The organism is Duganella sp. (assembly GCF_039595735.1).
In the GTDB taxonomy this organism is placed as follows: domain Bacteria; phylum Pseudomonadota; class Gammaproteobacteria; order Burkholderiales; family Burkholderiaceae_D; genus Rugamonas.
Map to the genome: position 1 here is coordinate 41,532 of NZ_JBCNLB010000010.1, position 20,372 is coordinate 61,903.

Genomic DNA, 20,372 nt, shown 5'->3' on the forward strand with positions numbered 1-20,372 from the left:
CGGCTGGCGCCGGCATGACGCCGGCTCAGCAGCAACCGCCGCGCTTGCCTGCGCCGCCGTAGCGGGCCTCCTGCCGTTCGCGGAAGAATTCCTCGTACGTCATATAAGGCTCGCCCGGGTGCGTGGTTTCGCGGTGGGTGACATACACATCGTAATCAGGCAGACCCATCATCAGGCGCACGCTTTGCCCGAGATAACGGCCGGCCTTGGCAATCTCGCCCAGCATCATTGCACCTTGGCGCTCGACAGGACCATCGGGCTTTCGTTGACGGTCGGCTTGCTGTTGGCGCGCGCCGCCAGCACGGTGCGGGCACCGAAGATCAGCACGCTCAGCACGACAATCACGAAGAAGCCGGCCAGCGAAGCGTCGAGGTAATCGTTGAAAATCACCTGCTGCATCTGCGCCACCGACTTGGCCGGCGCCAGGATCTTGCCCTCATCCAGCGCGGCCTGGTACTTGGCGGCGTGCGCCAGGAAGCCGACTTTCGGATTGGCGTCGAAAATCTTCTGCCAGCCGGCGGTCAGCGTGCACAGCAGCAGCCAGATGGTCGGCACGATGGTGACCCAGGCGTACTGGCCGCGCTTCATCTTGAACAGCACGCAGGTGCCGAGGATCAGCGCGATGGCCGCCAGCATCTGGTTGGCGATGCCGAACAGCGGCCACAGGGTGTTGATGCCGCCCAGCGGATCGACCACGCCCTGGTACAGGAAGTAGCCCCAGGCCGCCACGCACAGGCCGGTCGCGACCAGGTTGGCAAAGGTGTTCTCGGTCTTCTTCATCGAGGGCGCAAACGTGCCCAGCAGATCCTGCAGCATGAAGCGGCCGGCGCGGGTGCCGGCATCGACGGCGGTCAGGATGAACAGCGCTTCAAACAGGATGGCGAAGTGGTACCAGAACGCCATCATTTCACGGCCGCCCAGCACGCCGGACAGGATATGGGCCATGCCCACCGCCAGCGTCGGCGCACCGCCGGCGCGCGAAATGATGCTGTGCTCGCCGACGTCCTTGGCGGTCTGCAGCAGCATGTCCGGGGTGATGTAGAAGCCCATCTGCGACACCGCCTGAGCGGCGGACTCGGCGGTGGTGCCGAGCAGCGCGGCCGGCGCGTTCATGGCGAAGTACACGCCCGGATCGATGGTCGAGGCCGCCACCAGCGCCATGATGGCAACAAAGGATTCCATCAGCATGGCGCCGTAGCCAATGAAGCGGGCGTGGGTTTCGTTCTCGATCATCTTGGGCGTGGTGCCGGACGAGATCAGCGCGTGGAAGCCGGACACGGCGCCGCAGGCGATGGTAATGAACAGGAACGGGAACAGCGAGCCGGCCCAGACCGGCCCGGTGCCATCAACAAACTTGGTCAGCGCCGGCATTTGCAGGTGCGGGGCGACAATAATGATGCCCAGCGCCAGGCCGACAATGGTGCCGATCTTCAGGAAGGTCGACAGATAATCGCGCGGCGCCAGCAGCAGCCACACCGGCAGCACCGAGGCGACGAAGCCGTAACCGATCAGCATCCAGGTCAGCTCGGTGCCGGTGAAGGTGAACATCGGCGCCAGCGCCGGGTTTTCCTGCACCCACTGGCCGCCGAAAATCGCCGCCATCAGCAGGATGAAGCCGATGACCGACACTTCGCCGACACGGCCGACGCGGATGTAACGCGAATACACGCCCATGAACAGCGCGATCGGAATGGTGGCCATCACCGTGAAGCTGCCCCAGGGCGAGCCGGTCAGCGCTTTCACCACGATCAGGGCCAGCACCGCCAGGATGATGACCATGATCATGAACGTGCCGAGCAGGGCGATATTGCCCGGAATCGGCCCCAGCTCCGACTTGATCAGATCGCCCAGCGAGCGGCCATCGCGGCGCATGGAAATGAACAGCACGATGAAGTCCTGCACCGCGCCGGCAAACACCACGCCGGCCAGAATCCACAGCATGCCGGGCAGGTAGCCCATCTGCGCGGCCAGCACCGGGCCGACCAGCGGGCCGGCGCCGGCAATGGCGGCAAAGTGGTGGCCGAACAGCACGTTCTTATTGGTCGGCACATAGTCGAGGCCGTCGTTCATGCGGGCGGCCGGGGTCAGGCGGCGGCTATCCAGGCCCAGCACCTTGTCGGCGATGTACAGGCTGTAGAAACGGTAGGCGATCAGGTAGACGCAGACCGCGGCGATGACGATCCAGATGGCGCTGATCGATTCGCCCCGGTGCAGGGCCACCACGCCCAGCGCCGAGGCACCGGCCAGCGCCAGCGCGGCCCAGCCCAGCTTGCTGGCCAGGGTAATCGGTAGAGTGTTCATGTTTCCTCCAAGGTTGTCTCCACTCCGGGGTCAGGTCCGCCATTTCTACACGGCCTCTGCCGTAGCGCTGCTACGGCAGAGGCCGTGTAGAAATGGCGGACCTGACCCCGGAGTTTGCTTATGACCAGTATTCATCAAGGTGATATCAGCCCGCAAGCGCAGCATTACGCAAGGCCGCTGCGTATAACTACGTAGCTTGTGCGGCAGCCACAGGGGTAGAATCGCGGCTACCAGAAGACGAGGAGCCACCGCATGAAATTGCGGCAAAAAGTGATATTCCTGGCGATTACGCCGCTGATCCTGGCCTTGTGCGCCATTGCGCTGGCGGTGCGCCATCAGTCGGTGCTGCTGGCCGAGCAGCAGCGCACCACCATTCAGCAGGCTTACCTGAGCAGCAAGGAGGCCGAACTCAAGCACTATGTGGCGCTGGCCTCGCATTCGATCGCCCATCTGTACGACTCCGGTCGCGATGACGAGGCCACCCGCAACGAGGCCAAGCGCATTCTGTCATCGCTCAGCTATGGCGACGACGGTTATTTCTTCCTGTATGACATGCAGGGCAACACCCTGATGCACCCGCGCCAGCCGGAGCTGGTGGGGCAAAACCTGTACGGCCTGCGCGATGAAAATGGTCAGCTGACCATCCAGAATCTGCTGCAGCGCGCCAAGGCCGGCGGCGGGCTGGAGCGCTACATGTGGGTCAAGCCATCCACCCATAAGCCGGTCGCCAAGCTCGGCTATGTGATCGCCATGCCCAAGTGGGGCTGGATGATGGGCACCGGGATTTATCTGGATGACGTCGATCAGGCGCTGGCCAAGGTCGATGTCCAGCAGTCGCGCAATATCCACAACACCATGCTGTGGATCGCCGGGATTGCGATTGCCGCTGCCGTGGCGGTGGCCAGCTCGGGGCTGGCGCTGAATATCAGCGAATTGCGCGTGGCTGACGCCAAACTCAAGGTGCTGGCGCAGCGGGTGGTGGAATCGCAGGAAGAGGAGCGGGCGCGGCTGTCGCGCGATCTGCATGACGGCATCAGCCAGTGGCTGGTGTCGATCAAGCTGCAGATCGAGGCCGGCATGATACGGCTGGCCTCGCCCAAGCCCGAGCAGCAAAAAGCCGCGCAAGCCGTGTTTGAGCACGCCGCCGACCAGCTCAGCAATGTGATGGCCGAGGTGCGCCGCATTTCGCACAATCTGCGTCCGGCCATCCTGGATGACCTGGGCCTGGCCGCGGCGCTGCAGCACCTGGCCAAGGAGTACACCCTCAGCAGCGGAACCCCGGTACACTTTGAGGCGTCCGGCTGTACCGATGGGCTGCCGGACGTGGCCAATACCGTGCTGTTCCGCCTGGCGCAGGAGGCGCTGACCAATATCGAGCGCCATGCCGGCGCCAGCCGGGTCGACATCGCGCTGGCCGGCGACGAGCGCCATGTAACGCTGCAGATCCGCGACAACGGCCACGGCTTCGATGCCGAGGGCATCGCCCTGCATCCCAAGCGCGGCATTGGATTACGCAATATGATGGAGCGCATGGACGCCATCGGCGGCCATTTTGAAATCGCGTCGTCCGCCGAGGGCACGCTGGTCACGGCGCAAGCCCCTAACCAAACCTGAATCAACGATGACGAATACGATCAAAATCCTGCTGGTAGACGACCACCCCCTGGTGCGCGATGGCCTGCGCGCGCGGCTGGAAGCCATGCCGCAGTTTGAGGTGGTGGCCGAGGCCGGCGGCGCCAGCGAGGCGCTGGAACAGGCCGGCCGCCATGCGGTCGACCTGGTGCTGATGGACATTAATATGCGTGGCACCAATGGCATTGAAGCCACCGCGCTGTTCAAGCAAGCGTTCCCGCGCATTGCCGTGCTGATCCTGTCCATGCATGACAAGGTGGAATATGTGTCGCAAGCCATCCAGGCCGGTGCGCGCGGCTATGTGCTCAAGGATGCGCCCGGCAAGGACATCGTGGTGGCGATCGAGACCGTGATGTCGGGCGGCATCTACTACAGCGCCGCACTGGCCCGCCAGCTGGCTCAGCCGCAGAACCAGGACAACCAGCTGACGTCGCGCGAACACGAGGTGCTGCGCCACATCGCCAATGGCGAATCCAACAAGCAGATCGCCCGCGCGCTGGACCTGAGCGTGCGCACGGTGGAAACCCACCGCCTCAACATCAAGCGCAAGCTGGGCATCGAAGGGCAGGCTGAGCTGATCCGCTTTGCCGTGCAAAATGCGCAATAAAATCAATGACATCGCTACCATGTGGCGAAAATACCGACGCTCACTTCTAATACCGTTAAGCAATTTCTAACAGTACGTGTTTCTCCGGCAATATCTGCTATATTCCAGCTCCGGCCGCAAATTATTGCAATTGTGCAAAATAAAACCGTTCCGCACGCGGCCGAGTGGTCTTATACTGGTAATATTGCTAATTACATTACACTCTGTATGGTATTTGATTGCCTTAAGTCAAGTGTTGGTCTAAGATGGCGCGGATAACCTCGATGAGATATTGATGTCTGCGCCTGAAATCAGCCCGTTTCCACTGGTGGAATTACAAGCAGTATCCAACGCTCATAACGAGTGGGTGGCACTGACGTTTGAGCTATCGCCCGACGCCGGCGATGCTTTCCAGGCGGCCTTGACGCTGTTGAAAACGCCTGACGCGTTTGCCGCGCTGGCGCCCATGGATTGCATCCTTCCGGTTCCGCATCCGCAATTGCTGGAGCTGTCTCAACTGCAGACACTGCCGGCCAACAGCATCATCCTGCGCATCCCGGCGGCCGCCTGCGCCGACGCGGCCATTCACAAGAAACTGTCTTCGTATGCCGACGCCGGCTACCGCCTCATGCTCGATGGCGTGGCCGAAGGTTCCGCGGCCACCATGTGCGGCGCCCGTTCGCTGAGGGTGGACGCAGCGCAGACGTTGCCGCCGGTGCTGGCGCTGGTGGCCCAGCCGGGGCCGCATCTGGCCGTGGGCATGCACAGCGAAGCCCGGATTGCCGAATGCGCCAAGGCCGGCTTCAGCTGGTTTGCCGGCGACTTCGCGCTGCATCCCGAGCAGGACAACAACCAGGGCGACGGCACCTCGCGCAAGCGCCTGCTGGCGCTGCTGGGCTTGCTGGCGCGCGACGCCGATTCGCGCGAGCTGGAAGTGCTGCTCAAGCAAGACCCGGCGCTGGCCTACCACTTGTTGAAACTGGTGAACTCGGCCGCGTTCGCGCTGAGCTCCCCGATCCACAGCTTCGGCCAGGCCATCAACGTGCTCGGCCGCCGTCAGCTGCAGCGCTGGCTGCAACTGCTGCTGTACGCGCGTCAGCAGGACGACGGCCTGGCCAATCCGCTGCTGCCGCTGGCGGCGGTGCGCGCCTCCATGATGGAAGGACTGGCCAAGTCGCTGGGCTGGGACCGCGACCAGCAGGACATGGCTTTCGTGGCCGGCGTGTTCTCGCTGCTGGACGTGCTGCTGGCCATGCCGATGACCGAAATCGTCGCCGCCCTCAGCCTCGACCTGGACGTGGTGATGGCGCTGCTGGACCGCGCCGGCCCGCTGGGCGACCTGCTCAAGCTGGTCGAACACAAGGACGCCGCCAGCCTGGCGCAGGCCGGCATTTCGCACGAAGCTTATTGGGAAGCCCAGCTGCAGGCCTACCACTGGGCGATTCAGGTGAGCAGGAATATCTGACCATGCTCGCGCAACCCGTCACCGACTTCCTGAGCAACAGCGCCGCCTTATGCGACGCGGTGCTGCGCCTGCGCGGCGCGGCGCTCACGGAGGAGTTGGGACGCATCGTGCGCGCCGTGCTGAACAGCCCGTTGGGCGAATACATCCCGGCCGACTCGCTGTCGATGCTGCTGCATCCGCCGGTGGAGCCGGTGGTGGCGGCCAACGATGACGCCGTGCCGTCGCTGAGCCAGGACATCGCGTTTGACGACCACCTGTTCGGCCGTTTCGTGGTCTCCGGCCGCGCCCACTACAGCGAGCAGGATCGTCAGCACCTGGCCAGCCTGGCCAGCCTGGCCGCCAGCGTGCTGCAAGTGCATGCGGTGGCGCAGCGCACCACCCACGCCTATGTGCAGGTGGAAGCCAAGCTGCAGCATCAGGCGCAAATCCTGGATCACATTCACGAGTCCGTGCTGACCATGGACATGAACGGCTTCATCATCAGCTGGAACAAAGGCGCGGAGCGCCTGTTCGGCTACACCGCGGTGGAAGCGGTGGGGCGCAACATCCTGTTCCTCTACGATGACGAAGACATCGGCTTCCACGACGCCTTCCTCGAACACGGCGGGCGCCTGATGGAAGTGCGGCGCAAAAAGAAAAACGGCGAAGTATTCTGGGCCAGCCTGTCGCTCTCGCCGCTGTGCGACATCAACGACCGCTCGATCGGCCTGATCGCCTACCTGACCGACATCACCGAGCGCAAGATGGCGGAGGAGCGCATCCACCACCTGGCGTATTACGACGCGCTGACCAACCTGCCCAACCGCACCCTGCTGACCAAGCTGGTGGATCAGGCCTTGATGGTGGCGCAACGCAACAAGGCACACGGCTGCGTGCTGTTCATCGACCTCAACCGCTTCAAACTGATCAATGACACCCTGGGCCGCAAGATCGGCGACGAATTGCTGGTGGAAGTGGCGCGCCGCTTCCGCAGCGTGCTGCGCGACCAGGACCTGGTGGCACGGCTGGGCGGTGACGAATTCGCCGTCGGCCTGTTCGACATCGGCCAGCACTTCGAAGCCAGCATGGTGGCGCAAAAACTGCTGGCCACCCTGACTGAGCCGATCTACATCAACGGCCATGATTTGCGGGTGGGCGGCAGCATCGGCATCAGCGTCTATCCGCAGGATGGCAACGATGCGGAAACCCTGCTGCGCCTGGCCGACATCGCCATGTACCGCGCCAAGCAGGAGGGCGGGGCGGATGGCGACCACATCGCCTTCTACAGCCAGGACATGAACCAGGGCATGCAGGAGCGCATGCGCATCGAAACCGGCCTGCGCAACGCGCTCGGCAACGGCGAACTGCTGCTGCACTACCAGCCCAAGTACTCCATTCCGGATGGCAAGATCATCGGTGCTGAAGCGCTGGTGCGCTGGCGTCATCCGCAGCGCGGTTTGGTGCCGCCATCCGAATTCATTCCGCTGGCCGAGGCCACCGGGCTGGTGGTGCAGGTGGGCGAATGGGTGCTGGAAACCGCGTGCGCGCAGGCGCAGGCGTGGAAAGACGCCGGCCTGCCGCCGATCCGCCTGGCGGTAAACGTGTCCGCGCGCGAATTCACGGCAGCCTTGCCGGGGCGGGTGGCGGATACCCTGAAGCGTTATGGCCTGGAACCGTCGTGGCTGGAGCTGGAAATCACCGAAAGCACGCTGATGCACAACATCGACCGCGTGATCGGCATCATGGACCGCATCACCGCCATGGGCGTGACCTTGTCGCTGGATGATTTCGGGACGGGCTATTCATCGCTGTCCTACCTCAAGCGCTTCCCGATTGACACCCTGAAGATTGACCGTTCGTTCACCATCGGCATCCCGGGCGACACCAACGACTGCGCGATTGCCAACACCATCATCAGCATCGCCCAGCAGCTCAAGCACAAAGTGATTGCGGAGGGAGTGGAAACGGTAGAACAGCTGGCCTTCCTGAAAAATTCCGGTTGCAACGAAGTGCAGGGTTACCTCTTTTCCAAGCCGCTGGAAGCGGACGCGTTCGAGCGGGCGTTGCGTGAGAATTGGGCGCCCGGGAGGGCGAGCCGGGCGGCGTGAGCAGGAATGGGTGGTTTTAGGGCCAGAAATCTGTATAATGTCGCACACTTAGGAAGCGTGGCCGAGTGGTTGAAGGCAGCAGTCTTGAAAACTGCCGACGGTGAGAGCCGTTCGTGAGTTCGAATCTCACCGCTTCCGCCAAGAAACAAAATAACCGCCCATAAGGCGGTTTTTTGTTTCTTGGCGGAAGCGAGCAAGGCCCCTGCGGGCCTTGCGTGTGAGATTCGAAGGGCATGGCCCTGCAGGGCCATCCCGCTCCGAATCGCCCAATTGCTGCCGCTGCGCGGCAGCCTCGCGCGCCGAGGGCGCGCGTTCCACACCTAATCATCCGTCAACGGCTCAGCCCGTGTAGAAATGGCGGACCTGGCCCCGACTTGCTCCTAATCATCCGTCAACGGCTCAGCCCGTGTAGAAATGGCGGACCTGACCCCGACTTGCTGCGTTGGTAGCGGCATATCGCCGTATTCTTTCAACAAATTGAAATACTCCCGCTTGCCCGCAGAGCCGAGCCAGGTCCACATTTTTTCGACTTGTCCCGGATGTGCTGCATAGTAGCTTGCACTGGCCGCTATCCAGATGTGATCGGTGAACAGGGGCTGCGGCAGTCTGATGATGGCGCCTTTGTATTTCTGGGCGACGTAGGCGTCCATGTCGCCTGGCGATGTCACGGAGACGGCAAATCCATCGATACGGCTCAACTTCAGCTTCTCAAGATTGCGTGCGATATCGACCGCGCCACTATCGATTTTCATCCCCAGACCCTGGATGCGCGCCCGATAGGTAGCGCCCAAGGTCACGCCAAGCAGCCGGTCCCGGAAATACTTTGCCGGCTCAGTCGCCGGCGGTATGTGGTCCGCGCTGCGGACGAACACGACGATGTTGATCGGCACCGCGCGCCCGTAGTCCAGTTGGTTGTTTTTGTCACGGGGGAAGGCGAGGTCAGCGATATCCTTGCTGCTGGAGTCCAGCGGCGCGAAGTCCAGCAGGCCGGCGGCGAGGGAGGGAATGATGCGATTGACCGGAAGCCGTCTCAAGCTGGCATCACATCCCGCGCTGGCGGCAAAACGCTGAAAAAGCTCCGCAGATGCACCAGGCTTGGCGGGGATGTCCGATCCGGCTCCCAGGTAGTAGGGCGGCCGCTCCTGGTTGACATAGCCGATGCGTATGGGCTCGCAGACTGCCGCAGCATAGTCCGTGCGGGTGACGACCGCCATAACGATGATGATGGTGCGGAAATTCATTGAACCTTCCGTGCGCCAGCGATATGTGTGCCCCTATTATGCTAGTAGTAATTGCCAGGTGGATCAAGAAATGCAGTGACTGTGGTGGACCGGCCTCATATGCCAGCCCACCCCCAGGCGCCGCGCGGGTTAGATCTGTTGCAGCCCGCCGTCCACAAACAACTCGGCGCCGGTGACAAAACTTGCATCGTCGGAAGCCAGGAACACCGCCGCTTTCGCAATCTCATCCGGATCGCCCACCCGGCCCATCGGAATCTGCGAGGCCAGATGGTCGAGGAAGCCTTGCTGCTGTCCGGCATCCGTGCCGACCAGTTCCACCAGGCCCGGCGTCTTGATCGGGCCGGGGCTCAGGGTGTTGACGCGGATATCGCGGCCTTTCAGATCCAGGATCCAGTTGCGGGCGAAGGCGCGCACCGCCGCCTTGGATGCCGCGTAGACGCTGAACCCTTCCGTGCCGCTGCTGCCCGCGGTTGACCCGGTCAGAATCACCGACGCGCCTTTGCCCAGCAGCGGCAGCGCGCTCTGCACGGTAAACAATGTGCCTTTGACGTTGCGCGCGAAGGTGTCGTCGAAGTGCTCCTCGGTGATTTTCCCCAGCGGCAGCAGTGAACCGCCGCCAGCGTTGGCAACCAGCACATCGAGCTTGCCGTGTTTGGCTTTGATGCGATCAAACAAAGCCTGCAGTTGCCCGATGTCAGTCGAATCGACGCTGGCGCCTTCAGCGCTGCCGCCGGCTGCCCGAACGGCCTCAACCGCCTTGTCCAGTTCGGCCTGACGGCGGCCGGTGATGTGGACGTGAGCGCCTTCGCGGGCGAAACGTTTGGCGATGGCCAGGCCGATGCCGGTGGTGCCGCCGGTGACGACGGCTACTTTTTCTGCGAGTTTCATGATGCTCCTTCACTAAGCTGTTTGGTGAGTTAGGTAGTGATGCGGGATGCAGTGTGCGCTCCGGACGCCCCCGCGATAAGACAGGCGGGACACATATCAGTTATGCTCTGGTTGCATGAATTGATTTGCGAGCTTCGGAAAATGGATAAATTGCTGTGGATGCGCTGCCTGGTGCGCGCGATTGAGACGGGGAGCTTTTCGGCCGTGGCCCGGGAACTGGGCATCGGCCAGCCCAACGTCAGCCGGCATATCGCGTCCCTTGAAAAGGCGCTGGGCACGCGGTTGCTGCATCGTTCGACGCGGCAACTGGTCGCCACCGCCGAAGGGCAGCGCTACTACGCGCAAGCCCGTCAGGCGCTGGAGCTGATCGCCCAGGCCGAGTCTGACGCGCGCGGCCAGCAAAAGCCGCAGGGCCTGCTGCGGGTGGCGTGCGCGCCCACGCTGGGCACGGAGAAGATCATCACCGCGCTGCCGGCGTTCCTCGCGCGCTATCCAGATGTCGAGGTCGAACTGCGGCTCAGCGATAGTTATATCGACCTGATCGCGGAGGGCGTTGATATCGCGGTCCGGGGCGGCGTGCTCAAGGATAGTTCCTTGCGCGCGCGCCGGGTCGGCACGTCCGAACGCATTTGTGTGGCGAGTGCGGGTTATCTGGACCGGCATGGCACGCCTGAGCAGCCAGCCGATCTGCTGCAGCATCAGTGCCTGATCTACACCCTGATGGCGGGCGGCGGCGGCTGGCCGTTCAAGGACGGCGCGGTGCATGTGCAGGGCCGGGTACGCCTGAATAGTCTGGACGGCATCCGCAAGGCCGTCATGCAGGACCTGGGCATCGCGTATCTGCCGTCATGGACGATCGCGGAGCAGTTGCGTAGTGGCGAGCTGCGTCCGCTGCTGACCGCTTACTCGGCCGGGCGCTCACCGCTGAATGCGGTGTATGCCGCTGAGCGGCTTTTGCCCCAGCGCGCAGCGGTGTTTATCGACTTTATCAGCGCCGTCTTTGCCGCGACGCCCGGCCTTGATGGCCGTTCCATTGTTCCCTAATGTTTGTAGATGTCAGGCCGGTTGATCTGCCAGAACAAATCGGGATTGGCTGGTTTGCTGAAGCCCAGCTTTTCGTACAGCCAGGCGGCCGTGGTGGTTGCCAGCAGCAGCCGGCGATAGCGTTCGATGCCGGGGTAGCTCAGCATGCATTCGACCAGCCAGCGCCCGAGGCCCTTGCCGCGATACTGGTCCATCACAAAGACGTCCGCCATGTAAGCAAAGGTGGCGTGGTCGGTGATGAAGCGGGCATAGCCGATCTGGCGGCCGTCGTCGTACAGGCCGAAGTTGAGGCTGTTCGCGACAGCCTTGCGCACGGTCGCTTCGTCGATGCCCTCCGCCCAGGTGCTGCGCGTGAGGTTGGCATGGATGACATCGAGCTGCAGTAGGGCGTTGTCGGTCGATACCCGATAGTTCTCTTTGGTCCAATTCATCAAGTAGCCCAGATCGTAAGCAGGTTTGCGATGGACGTGATTGTATCGTCATTACTGCAGCATGCCGCTGGCGGGATGCCCAGCAGTATGTTCCGCCGCAAGGACATCCCCAGTGACGTCCCGAAGTAGATCGACGGATTTGCTTCGGGGATCGCGTGGCGCAGGGCCGCAACCGTCAAGGTTCAGCTCGTGTAGAAATGGCGGACCTGACCCCGGATTTATGACCCCGGATTTATGCCTGCTGCCGGCGCCTGGCCGTGATGCTCAGGGATATGGCGGACACCAGGAAGTAGAACGCGCCGAAGCCCGCGTAGCCGGCCACGGTGGCGATGGATGGTACGACCGGCGCCTGCGCCTGGTAGACGAAGACGGCACCGGCCAGTGCGGATTGCGCGCCACTCAGCATCATCGCCCACTGGGCGCCGTATTGCTTGCGGCGGCGCAGGCCGGCGCCCAGTTGCAATACCCCGGACAAGATGGCCCAGAAACCGAACACGCCAAGCACGTGGTTCATGTTAGGCAGGACAACGAATATTCCCGCTGCAATCGCTACGCTGACAACAACGTTGAACGCCTGCGGCCGGTTCGCTGCGAGGCCGCCGCTGCGGTTGGCGTCGACCAGATTGGCAAGCGCATCCCAGAGGGGATAGCACACCAGCAGGATGGCGGCGATGCCGCTTGAACGCGCTGCCACGCTGAGCGCTGCAACAAGCCAGGCGAAGGAAACGACGGCACGGGTGAAGTAGTACTTCTTCAGCCAGCTTTCGTTGGTGGTTTGATCGTTTGTCATATCATGCCTTTAAAATATCTACCTACTAATTGGTAGGTTGCAGGATTAAAAAAAACGCCTCAGCTTTTGGCCGAGAGGCGCTGCAGTTGCGGCGTCATGATGACGCCAAAGATTTCAGCATTGCCGTACGCGCGTGCGGACAGCATGGCGCCATGAACGGTGGCCATGAACGCTTCCGCCTCGACCCGTGGCGTATCGCGCAAGCAGATGACGCCTTGCTGCGCAGCGCGCTCCAATACGGAAGTCAGCCATCCCGACAGGAATGTGAAGTAGGTGCGGATTTCCGTCGCCACTTCCGCCGGCAGGATGGGCAGTTCGCTGGCCAGCAGGGCGCATACGCAGAAGGGGGCGCTGGCGTCGGTAATGCACGTTTCCCAGTATTGAAGGTAAGCGCGTAGCTGGTCGAGCGGATTGGCAATGCCATGCTCAAGGTTTTTGATGCCGTTCTCGGCCGATTCCCGATAACGGCTGACCAGCACCTTCGCCAGATCGACTTTGCTGGGGAAGTGGTGATGGATGCTGGCCTTGCGGATGCCGACGACATCAGCAATGTCAGCATAGCTGAAGCCGTTGTAGCCGCCCGCCAGAATAAGCTGGTGCGCGCAGGCCAGGATGTCGTCAGCAGTGGTCGATGATTTTGCCATTTGCGTAGCCTACCTTCTGATAGGTAGAATGTCAAACATTTTCTCGCATGGATTCATGCTTCTGATCAATGTATGATGTGGATTCAACACTTTGAGAGGGCATGATGGCAAACGATTGGGATTGGAATCCGGAGAAGCAAAAAAGCATCGTGGTGCAGCAGGTTGATGCGATTGCAATCTATACCAATGTGCGCGGCGAGATTGTGATTCGCCAGCAGGGCTTTGGCGGCGAGGAAGATGCCATTGTCGCTTTCCCGAAGACCTATGCCGAAACCATCATCGCCGCGCTTCAGGCGGAATCGAACAAGTCGTAATTAGAGCGAGGGAGCCAGGGGCGCCGGCGGATCACGGCTGGCAATTTGGCATTGATGCAGTGTTTTTCGATTGGCGCGTCCATCGTTGGATGGCCGGCTCGCCCCCTCGCGGCTGTCAATCATATTTCGTAAAGGAGTGCCATGACATGCGCTCAGCAACGGCGCCGAATTTGAGGTATGATGTAATTAATTAGGACTCCTATTTTATGGTGATTTATGAACTGTATCGCGCTTTATCATGTTGGGTTTGAGGATCTGGGGACGTTTGCCGCGCCGCTGGAGGCGCGCGGATATCGGATCAGTTATCAGCATGCCGGTATGCCGCTGACCGAGGCGCAATGGCGTGAGACGGACCTGATTGTCGTGCTGGGCGGGCCCATCGGCGTGAATGATATCGGCCTGTATCCGTGGCTGGCCGATGAAATTGCCGGCATCAGGCTGCGCCTGCAGTTGAAGAAGCCCACGCTGGGCATCTGTCTCGGTGCGCAGTTGATGGCGGTGGCGCTGGGCGGCGAAGTCGGCAGTCGGGCGGCCGGCAAGGAGATCGGCTGGGCGCCGGTGGATGTGTGCCAGCACGCCGGGCCGCTGTCGCATCTGCGTGGTGTGCCGGTGTTGCACTGGCATGGCGACAATATCCGTCTGCCGGAAGGCGTGCCGTCGATTGCGTGGACCACGGGGACCCCGTGCCAGGCTTTCCTGGTGGGCGATCATGCGCTGGGCATTCAGTTCCATGCCGAGTTTGATCCGGCCGCGCTGGAGCAGTGGCTGACGGGACATGCGGTGGAATTGCAGCATGCCGGTGTGGATCTGCACCAGCTGCGCGAGGATACGCAGCGTTACGGCGCCGGGCTGGCGCGCGCTGGCCGCGCGATGATCGATGCGTGGTTGAAATGAGCGTGATCGAGACGCTGTTCGCCGGCAAGGCACAGCCGCTGTTGCGCGATGGGCATGCGGCGGTGTCGAGCGGCATCGTCAAGATGCCGCAGCAGGGCAAGGTGTGGCTGTCGTTCAATGGCTTGCTGGGCGACGAGCAAGGCGACCGCGTCTATCACGGCGGACCGGAAAAGGCCTTGCACCATTATGCTGCCGAGAATTACGCGCACTGGCAGCCGCTCACGCCAGGTACGTTTGGCGAGAATATTTCCACCTTCGGCATGACGGAGCAGAACGTCCACATCGGGGATATTTATCAGGTGGGATCGGCGGTGGTGCAAGTGTCGCAGGGACGCCAGCCGTGCTGGCGATTGAACCGCCGCTTGCAGCGCGAGGATGCCGCGCTGAAGATGCAAACCTCGGGCGCCACCGGCTGGTACTACCGCGTGTTGTGCGAAGGCTGGATCGCGCCCGGCAATCAGTTTGAACTGATCCAGCGGCCGCAGCCAGACTGGCCAATGCGGCGCCTGATTACAGCGCTATTCTCGACACGTCTTTTGCGGGATGAGTGGCAGCAAGCCGCGCAGATTGGTCAATTATCATCCAGCTGGCGCACCACCTTTGCCCGCCGCCTGCAATCGGGCCAGATAGAAGACTGGACGCGCCGCTTGCGCGAGAGTTGAGCGGCGCTGCCTCCTTGCGCGACAAATTCAGGAGTAAAACCGAGGTCACCGTCACGGATATGGCAGTCAATGCGGCCATGCTGCCAACAGAACAGCTTTGGTCAATCGTGTTTAACCTAAAGCCGCATCGCATTTACTATTGGTCCAAACCCAACGGTTGGAGGATGCGACGAGATGAATGATCTTTGCGACGTTAGTCTTTCCCGGCGTAATTTGCTGATTGCAGGCGCGCTGTCCGCGACGTCCACGGCCGTGCCGCTGACGGCCGAGGCGCAGCCTGCCACGCCGCCGCCCAGCTCGGCCAAATTCTCGCTGCAGGTCAATGGCAAGCAACAGACGCTGGAAGTGGATACGCGCACTACCTTGCTGGATGCCCTGCGTGAACATTTGCATCTCACCGGCACCAAGAAGGGCTGCGATCACGGCCAGTGCGGCGCCTGCACAGTAATCGTGAACGGCCGTCGCATCAATTCCTGCCTGTCGCTTGCGGTCATGCACGATGGCGACAAGGTCACCACCATTGAAGGCCTCGGCACGCCGGACAAGCTGCATCCGATGCAAGCCGCCTTCATCAAGCACGACGGCTATCAGTGCGGTTACTGTACCCCCGGTCAGATCTGTTCCGCGGTGGCCGTGCTGGATGAAATCAAGCAAGGCATTCCCAGCCACGTCACTGCCGATCTCAACGCCAAACCGCTGCTCAATGCAGCCGAGCTGCGCGAGCGCATGAGCGGCAATATCTGCCGCTGCGGCGCCTATTCCAACATCATCGACGCCATGACCGAGGTGGGAGCATGAGGGCCTTCACCTATCAGCGCGCGCAATCGCCGGCCGAGGCGGCCGCTGCCGCCGCCCGCACCCCCGGCGCCCGTTTCATCGCCGGCGGCACCAATCTGCTGGACCTGATGAAGCTGGAGATTGAAAGCCCCCAGCATCTGATCGACGTCAACGGTCTCGCGCTCGACAAGATCGAGGCCACGCCCGGCGGCGGTCTGCGCATCGGCGCACTGGTGCGCAATACCGATCTGGCTGCCGACGCGCGCGTGCGCAGGGACTACACCGTGCTGTCGCGGGCCTTGCTGGCCGGCGCCTCGGCGCAGCTGCGCAACAAGGCCACCACCGCCGGCAATCTGCTGCAACGCACGCGCTGCCCGTACTTCTACGATACCAACCAGCCCTGCAACAAGCGCGAGCCCGGCAGCGGCTGTTCTGCGATCGGCGGCTACAGCCGCAATCACGCGATTCTGGGCGCCAGCGATGCCTGCATCGCCACCCACCCCAGCGATATGGCGGTGGCCATGGCCTTGCTCGACGCCACCGTGGAAACCGTCAGGCCGGACGGCGCCACGCGCACCATTCCGATTGCCGACTTCCACCGGTTGCCCGGCACTACGCCGCACATCGAGCATGCGTTGACGCCGGGTGAGTTGATCACCGGCGTAACGTTGCCCAAGCCCGCCGGCGGCGTGCACATCTATCGCAAGGTGCGTGACCGCGCCTCATATGCGTTTGCGCTGATTTCGGTGGCCGCGATCGTGCTGCCGGACGGCACTGGCCGCGTGGCTCTGGGCGGCGTGGCGCACAAACCGTGGCGCCGGCCTGCGGCGGACGCCAGCATGCGGCAAGGCGCGCAAGCGGTGGCCGAACGTCTGCTGGATGGCGCCAAGCCAAGCGCGGAAAGCGCGTACAAGGTGCCGCTGGTGCAGCGCACGCTGGCGGCCGCGCTGGCCGATGCAAAGAAAGGCGGCTGACATGAAATTCCTCACTCCCGCTACCACCAATCCCATCGATCAGCTGAAGATCATCGGCCACCCCACGGACCGCATCGACGGCCCCTATAAAACCACCGGCACCGCACCGTACGCGTATGAGCGCGAAGCGGCGTATGGCTATGTGGTCGGGGCCGGCATCGCCAAGGGCCGCATCACGTCCATCGATGTGAGCGAGGCGCGGCGCGCGCCGGGCGTGCTGGCGGTCGTCACCGCCGATAGCGCGGGCAAGCTGGGCAAGGGCAAGTTCAACACCGCCAGGCTGCTGGGCGGGCCGGAGATCCAGCATTATCACCAGGCGATTGCGCTGGTGGTGGCGGAGACCTTCGAGCAGGCCCGGGCAGCGGCCCAGTTGGTCAAGGTCAGGTACAGCAAGCAGCCGGGCGCCTACGATCTGGCCAAGGCCAGGGATGGCGCCAAACAGCACGAGGACAAGGAAAACCAGGACAAGAAGGTGGGCGACTTCAACACGGCATTCAACGCCGCGCCGGTGCGGCTGGACGCCACCTACACCACGCCCGATCAGTCGCACGCGATGATGGAGCCGCATGCCTCGGTGGCGTCATGGCAGGGTGACAAGCTGACGCTGTGGACTGCCAACCAGATGATCAACTGGGGCAAAGGCGACATGGCCAGGACGCTGGGCATCCCGGAAGACAACGTACGGCTGATTTCGCCGTACATCGGCGGCGGTTTCGGCGGCAAGCTGTTCCTGCGCGCGGAGTCGGTGCTGGCCGCGCTGGGCGCCAAGGCGGCGGGCCGGCCGGTGAAGGTGGCCCTGCAGCGGCCGCTGATGATGAACAACACCACGCACCGTCCCGCCACCATCCAGCGCATCCGTATCGGCGCCACGCGCGAGGGCAAGATCAGCGCCATCGCGCATGAAAGCTGGTCGGGCGATCTGCCGGACGGCAAGCCCGAAACCGCCGTGCAACAAACGCAGCTGCTGTATGCCGGCCCCAACCGGCTGACCAAAATGCGCCTGGCCGTGCTCGATCTGCCGGAGGGCAACGCCATGCGCGCACCCGGCGAGGCGCCCGGCATGATGGCGCTGGAAATCGCCATCGATGAAATGGCGGAAAAGCTGAAAATGGACCCGATCACCTTCCGCATCATCAACGACACCACGGTCGATCCGGCCAAGCGCGATCGCAAGTTTTCGACGCGCCGTTTTGTCGATTGCCTGCGCCTGGGCGCGCAGCGTTTCGGCTGGGACAAGCGCAATCCGCAGCCGGGCAAGATGCGCGATGGCCGCTGGCTGGTCGGCATCGGCATGGCTTCGGCGTTTCGCAACAATCTGGTGCAGAAATCGGCCGCGCGCGTGCGCCTGGCCAGCAACGGCACGGTGACGGTGGAAACCGACATGACCGATATCGGCACCGGCAGCTACACCATCATCGCGCAGACGGCGGCCGAGATGATGGGCGTGCCGCTGAAGCAGGTGGTGGTCAAGCTGGGCGATTCGGACTTTCCTGTTTCCGCCGGCTCGGGCGGACAGTGGGGCGGCAACAGCTCGACGGCGGGCGTGTATGCGGCCTGCGTCAAGCTGCGCGAGCTGGCGGCGCAAAAGCTGGGTCTGGATCCGACATTGGCCGAGTTCGTGCACGGCGAGGTGCGGGCCGACGGCCGCTCGTTCCCGCTGATCCAGGCCGCTGCCAACGGCGAGCTGGTGGGCGAGGACGCCATGGAATATGGCGACCTCGACAAGAAGTTCCAGCAATCGACCTTTGGCGCCCATTTTGTCGAGGTGGGGGTGGATGCGGCCACCGGCGAAACGCGGGTGCGGCGCATGCTGGCCGTGTGCGCGGCCGGGCGTATCCTGAATCCCAAGTCGGCGCGCAGCCAGGTGATAGGCGCCATGACCATGGGCGTGGGGGCGGCGCTGATGGAGCATCTGGTGATCGACCATCGGGCCGGGTTCTTCGTCAACCACGACCTGGCCGGTTATGAAGTGCCGGTGCATGCCGACATTCCACACCAGGAAGTGATTTTCCTGGATGAAACCGATCCAGTGTCTTCACCGATGAAAGCCAAGGGCGTGGGCGAGCTGGGCATTTGTGGCGTGGGCGCGGCGGTAGCCAACGCCATCTACAACGCCACCGGCGTGCGGGTGCGCGACTATCCGGTCACGCTCGATAAGCTGATCGCGAAAATGCCGGAGATATGAGTTAGTGCTATCCTAGGAACACGCTTTGAACAAGGAGGATATATGCCTGCCTCTCACGATACCTACACGCGCAGCCAGGGTTTGAAAAAAACCTACGATGTGGAATACACGGCGCTGCGCTACAAGATCTCTCTCGGCAATAAAGTGCTCAAGGAAATCCAGCTTGGGCTGCAATCGGCACCGGTCTACGATCCGGAAATCGCCTGGCGGCACGCGGTGGCCGATATCGAAAACTTGCGCGGCATGACCGAGCAGTAGCCGGCTCAGCGGCCGCATCCGGCGCTGAGCACCGGATGGGTGCGTGCCTGCGCCGTCATCAGCTCGGGCCTGTCGTAGGGGATGTAATTCATCCAGAACCATGGCAGGCAGGTCTTGCCGTAGACATACTCCACGGCGGGCAGGAACATGGCTTGCGCATTCGAGCTGTTGCTGAGCAGGACGATGCCGTTGCGCTGGCGCGTGAAGCCCAGCGCGAAGTTGTTGGTGCCGTCGTCATTGCCTTCCTTGAAGAACGCCGGCCCCAGCGGCGATTGGTAGAGCGGCCAGCCCAGGCCGATCGACAGGTCGATGCTGCGCCACAGATCCGTGTCGCCCGGCCAGTGCGAGGGGAATTGCTGCAGCGAGACGATGGCCATCTGCGGCGACAGCATTTCGCGGTAGGCCGCGGGCGATAAGCCTTCGCCGCGCAGCACACCGGCCATGAAGGCGGCGTAATCGCTGATGGTGGTGTCCATCGAACCGGCCGCGCGCGCATCGCTGCGGCGCTTGTGGGGAATGACGGCGCCGTCCTTGGCGTAATGCGTGGTTTCGCGGCCGTCCCACTCCTTGCGCCAGACCATGCTGCTGTCGCGCATGCCAAAGCGGTCGAACACGCGCTGCTGCATCAGCGTTTGCAAGGGCAGGCCGGTGCGCTCCTCAACCACCACCTGCAGGATGTTCAGACCTTCGCCGGAATACACATAGCGGGTGCCGGGCGGGTATTTGAAGTCGAGCTTGTTGTTTTCGTTGATGAAGCGCCAGTTGAGCAGGCCGCTGGTGTGGGACAGCAGCATGCGCGGCGTCAGTTGTTGCCAGCGCGGATCGTCTTTCAGATCGGCATACTTGGGATAGTCTGGCAGCGGCTTGTTCAGCAGTGCGGGCAGGGGCGTATCCAGCGCGAGCACGCCTTCGTCCACCAGTTGCATCACCATGTAGGCGAAGGCTGCCTTGGTCAGCGAGGCGCCGTACATGATGGTGTCGGTGCGCAAGGGCTGCCGCTTTTCCAGGTTGGCGTAGCCGTAGGCGCGGCTTTGCGTGACCTGGCCGTTCTCGATGATGGCCACGGCAAAACCGGGAACGTGGGCCGCGGCCATCAGACGCTGCATTTCCGTATCCAGCCGGGCCGGCGGCGGCCAGGCGCATCCTCCAAGCATCACGGCGGCGATCAGTGCGGCGCGGCGGAGCAGGGAGGCGGGCAT

General features: G+C 62.8%; 21 protein-coding genes and 1 tRNA gene. 13 read left to right on the forward strand and 9 right to left on the reverse strand.

Annotated features, from left to right (window positions below; translation table 11 throughout):
• Window positions 1-25: 25 nt before the first annotated feature.
• Window positions 26-226 carry a YbdD/YjiX family protein gene (locus ABDW57_RS17385; RefSeq protein WP_155468327.1) on the reverse strand — a complete coding sequence of 67 codons (201 nt, stop codon included), beginning with the start codon at window positions 224-226 and terminating at the stop codon, window positions 26-28.
• On the reverse strand, window positions 226-2,301 hold the full coding sequence (locus ABDW57_RS17390; protein ID WP_343731432.1) for a carbon starvation CstA family protein: 2,076 nt from the start codon (window positions 2,299-2,301) through the stop codon (window positions 226-228). The genes ABDW57_RS17385 and ABDW57_RS17390 overlap by 1 nt, the downstream gene beginning before the upstream one ends.
• 252 nt (window positions 2,302-2,553) lie before the next feature.
• Between ABDW57_RS17390 and ABDW57_RS17395 the strand changes: the two genes are divergently transcribed.
• The 5 genes from ABDW57_RS17395 to ABDW57_RS17415 all read left to right on the forward strand — a co-directional run bounded on the left by ABDW57_RS17395 (window position 2,554) and on the right by ABDW57_RS17415 (window position 8,212).
• A complete protein-coding gene (locus tag ABDW57_RS17395) occupies window positions 2,554-3,915 on the forward strand; it encodes a cache domain-containing protein (RefSeq protein ID WP_343731433.1) in 1,362 nt (453 codons plus the stop codon).
• A gap of 7 nt (window positions 3,916-3,922) precedes the next feature.
• Window positions 3,923-4,540: a response regulator transcription factor gene (locus ABDW57_RS17400; protein ID WP_343731434.1), complete on the forward strand. Its 618-nt coding sequence runs from the start codon at window positions 3,923-3,925 to the stop codon at window positions 4,538-4,540.
• Between the two features lie 274 nt (window positions 4,541-4,814).
• Window positions 4,815-5,984 carry an HDOD domain-containing protein gene (locus tag ABDW57_RS17405; RefSeq protein ID WP_343731435.1) on the forward strand — a complete coding sequence of 390 codons (1,170 nt, stop codon included), beginning with the start codon at window positions 4,815-4,817 and terminating at the stop codon, window positions 5,982-5,984.
• Window positions 5,985-5,986: 2 nt separating this feature from the next.
• Window positions 5,987-8,071 (forward strand): EAL domain-containing protein, encoded by a 2,085-nt coding sequence (locus ABDW57_RS17410; RefSeq protein ID WP_343731436.1) that lies wholly within the window; start codon window positions 5,987-5,989, stop codon window positions 8,069-8,071.
• Between the two features lie 51 nt (window positions 8,072-8,122).
• Window positions 8,123-8,212 (forward strand) — tRNA-Ser (locus tag ABDW57_RS17415).
• 239 nt (window positions 8,213-8,451) lie between these two features.
• Here ABDW57_RS17415 and ABDW57_RS17420 read toward each other — a convergent pair.
• Both ABDW57_RS17420 and ABDW57_RS17425 read right to left on the reverse strand, forming a co-directional pair.
• The gene (locus tag ABDW57_RS17420) at window positions 8,452-9,312 is read right to left on the reverse strand and encodes a hypothetical protein (RefSeq protein ID WP_343731437.1); all 861 of its coding nucleotides are present in this window, start codon (window positions 9,310-9,312) and stop codon (window positions 8,452-8,454) included.
• Between the two features lie 129 nt (window positions 9,313-9,441).
• Window positions 9,442-10,200: an SDR family oxidoreductase gene (locus ABDW57_RS17425; protein WP_343731438.1), complete on the reverse strand. Its 759-nt coding sequence runs from the start codon at window positions 10,198-10,200 to the stop codon at window positions 9,442-9,444.
• Between the two features lie 159 nt (window positions 10,201-10,359).
• Between ABDW57_RS17425 and ABDW57_RS17430 the strand changes: the two genes are divergently transcribed.
• Window positions 10,360-11,244 (forward strand): LysR family transcriptional regulator, encoded by an 885-nt coding sequence (locus ABDW57_RS17430; protein ID WP_343731561.1) that lies wholly within the window; start codon window positions 10,360-10,362, stop codon window positions 11,242-11,244.
• Here the strand turns inward: ABDW57_RS17430 and ABDW57_RS17435 are convergent.
• From ABDW57_RS17435 to ABDW57_RS17450, 4 genes are read right to left on the reverse strand one after another with little or no spacing between them, the layout of a single operon-like run.
• Window positions 11,241-11,675: a GNAT family N-acetyltransferase gene (locus ABDW57_RS17435; RefSeq protein WP_343731439.1), complete on the reverse strand. Its 435-nt coding sequence runs from the start codon at window positions 11,673-11,675 to the stop codon at window positions 11,241-11,243. The genes ABDW57_RS17430 and ABDW57_RS17435 overlap by 4 nt on opposite strands.
• Window positions 11,675-11,854 carry a sodium-dependent bicarbonate transport family permease gene (locus tag ABDW57_RS17440; protein WP_343731440.1) on the reverse strand — a complete coding sequence of 60 codons (180 nt, stop codon included), beginning with the start codon at window positions 11,852-11,854 and terminating at the stop codon, window positions 11,675-11,677. The genes ABDW57_RS17435 and ABDW57_RS17440 overlap by 1 nt, the downstream gene beginning before the upstream one ends.
• 53 nt (window positions 11,855-11,907) lie before the next feature.
• Window positions 11,908-12,465 (reverse strand): DUF308 domain-containing protein, encoded by a 558-nt coding sequence (locus tag ABDW57_RS17445; protein WP_343731441.1) that lies wholly within the window; start codon window positions 12,463-12,465, stop codon window positions 11,908-11,910.
• Window positions 12,466-12,524: 59 nt separating this feature from the next.
• Window positions 12,525-13,109 (reverse strand): TetR/AcrR family transcriptional regulator, encoded by a 585-nt coding sequence (locus ABDW57_RS17450; protein ID WP_343731442.1) that lies wholly within the window; start codon window positions 13,107-13,109, stop codon window positions 12,525-12,527.
• Between the two features lie 101 nt (window positions 13,110-13,210).
• Between ABDW57_RS17450 and ABDW57_RS17455 the strand changes: the two genes are divergently transcribed.
• From ABDW57_RS17455 to ABDW57_RS17485, 7 genes are all read left to right on the forward strand, one after another.
• Window positions 13,211-13,423 carry a hypothetical protein gene (locus ABDW57_RS17455; protein ID WP_343731443.1) on the forward strand — a complete coding sequence of 71 codons (213 nt, stop codon included), beginning with the start codon at window positions 13,211-13,213 and terminating at the stop codon, window positions 13,421-13,423.
• 216 nt (window positions 13,424-13,639) lie between these two features.
• Complete coding sequence (locus tag ABDW57_RS17460) at window positions 13,640-14,317, forward strand: glutamine amidotransferase (RefSeq protein ID WP_343731444.1); 678 nt, start codon at window positions 13,640-13,642, stop codon at window positions 14,315-14,317.
• A complete protein-coding gene (locus ABDW57_RS17465; RefSeq protein WP_343731562.1) occupies window positions 14,314-14,979 on the forward strand; it encodes an MOSC domain-containing protein in 666 nt (221 codons plus the stop codon). Before ABDW57_RS17460 ends, ABDW57_RS17465 begins: the two co-directional genes overlap by 4 nt.
• Window positions 14,980-15,153: 174 nt before the next feature.
• The gene (gene paoA / locus ABDW57_RS17470; RefSeq protein ID WP_343731445.1) at window positions 15,154-15,777 is read left to right on the forward strand and encodes an aldehyde dehydrogenase iron-sulfur subunit PaoA; all 624 of its coding nucleotides are present in this window, start codon (window positions 15,154-15,156) and stop codon (window positions 15,775-15,777) included.
• Entirely contained in the window at window positions 15,774-16,730 is a 957-nt protein-coding gene (locus ABDW57_RS17475) for a xanthine dehydrogenase family protein subunit M (protein ID WP_343731446.1), read from the forward strand. Before paoA ends, ABDW57_RS17475 begins: the two co-directional genes overlap by 4 nt.
• 1 nt (window position 16,731) lies before the next feature.
• Window positions 16,732-18,915 (forward strand): aldehyde oxidoreductase molybdenum-binding subunit PaoC, encoded by a 2,184-nt coding sequence (gene paoC, locus ABDW57_RS17480; protein WP_343731447.1) that lies wholly within the window; start codon window positions 16,732-16,734, stop codon window positions 18,913-18,915.
• A gap of 42 nt (window positions 18,916-18,957) precedes the next feature.
• Window positions 18,958-19,173, forward strand: a complete 216-nt coding sequence (locus ABDW57_RS17485; RefSeq protein ID WP_343731448.1) for a hypothetical protein — start codon at window positions 18,958-18,960, stop codon at window positions 19,171-19,173.
• 5 nt (window positions 19,174-19,178) lie between these two features.
• On the opposite strand, the gene ABDW57_RS17490 is transcribed toward ABDW57_RS17485, so the two are convergent.
• Window positions 19,179-20,372, reverse strand: coding sequence for a serine hydrolase domain-containing protein (locus ABDW57_RS17490; protein ID WP_343731449.1), 1,194 nt, complete (start codon window positions 20,370-20,372; stop codon window positions 19,179-19,181).

Coding starts and splice junctions, on each gene's coding strand:
- ABDW57_RS17435 (WP_343731439.1), bottom strand. CDS start 11,675: ATGAATTGGACCAAAGAGAACTATCGGGTATCGACCGACAACGCCCTA.
- ABDW57_RS17425 (WP_343731438.1), bottom strand. CDS start 10,200: ATGAAACTCGCAGAAAAAGTAGCCGTCGTCACCGGCGGCACCACCGGC.
- ABDW57_RS17395 (WP_343731433.1), top strand. CDS start 2,554: ATGAAATTGCGGCAAAAAGTGATATTCCTGGCGATTACGCCGCTGATC.
- paoC (WP_343731447.1), top strand. CDS start 16,732: ATGAAATTCCTCACTCCCGCTACCACCAATCCCATCGATCAGCTGAAG.
- ABDW57_RS17410 (WP_343731436.1), top strand. CDS start 5,987: ATGCTCGCGCAACCCGTCACCGACTTCCTGAGCAACAGCGCCGCCTTA.
- ABDW57_RS17485 (WP_343731448.1), top strand. CDS start 18,958: ATGCCTGCCTCTCACGATACCTACACGCGCAGCCAGGGTTTGAAAAAA.
- ABDW57_RS17390 (WP_343731432.1), bottom strand. CDS start 2,301: ATGAACACTCTACCGATTACCCTGGCCAGCAAGCTGGGCTGGGCCGCG.
- ABDW57_RS17465 (WP_343731562.1), top strand. CDS start 14,314: ATGAGCGTGATCGAGACGCTGTTCGCCGGCAAGGCACAGCCGCTGTTG.
- ABDW57_RS17475 (WP_343731446.1), top strand. CDS start 15,774: ATGAGGGCCTTCACCTATCAGCGCGCGCAATCGCCGGCCGAGGCGGCC.
- ABDW57_RS17385 (WP_155468327.1), bottom strand. CDS start 226: ATGCTGGGCGAGATTGCCAAGGCCGGCCGTTATCTCGGGCAAAGCGTG.
- ABDW57_RS17400 (WP_343731434.1), top strand. CDS start 3,923: ATGACGAATACGATCAAAATCCTGCTGGTAGACGACCACCCCCTGGTG.
- ABDW57_RS17460 (WP_343731444.1), top strand. CDS start 13,640: ATGAACTGTATCGCGCTTTATCATGTTGGGTTTGAGGATCTGGGGACG.
- ABDW57_RS17445 (WP_343731441.1), bottom strand. CDS start 12,465: ATGACAAACGATCAAACCACCAACGAAAGCTGGCTGAAGAAGTACTAC.
- ABDW57_RS17420 (WP_343731437.1), bottom strand. CDS start 9,312: ATGAATTTCCGCACCATCATCATCGTTATGGCGGTCGTCACCCGCACG.
- ABDW57_RS17455 (WP_343731443.1), top strand. CDS start 13,211: ATGATGGCAAACGATTGGGATTGGAATCCGGAGAAGCAAAAAAGCATC.
- ABDW57_RS17490 (WP_343731449.1), bottom strand. CDS start 20,372: ATGCCCGCCTCCCTGCTCCGCCGCGCCGCACTGATCGCCGCCGTGATG.
- paoA (WP_343731445.1), top strand. CDS start 15,154: ATGAATGATCTTTGCGACGTTAGTCTTTCCCGGCGTAATTTGCTGATT.
- ABDW57_RS17405 (WP_343731435.1), top strand. CDS start 4,815: ATGTCTGCGCCTGAAATCAGCCCGTTTCCACTGGTGGAATTACAAGCA.
- ABDW57_RS17450 (WP_343731442.1), bottom strand. CDS start 13,109: ATGGCAAAATCATCGACCACTGCTGACGACATCCTGGCCTGCGCGCAC.
- ABDW57_RS17430 (WP_343731561.1), top strand. CDS start 10,360: ATGCGCTGCCTGGTGCGCGCGATTGAGACGGGGAGCTTTTCGGCCGTG.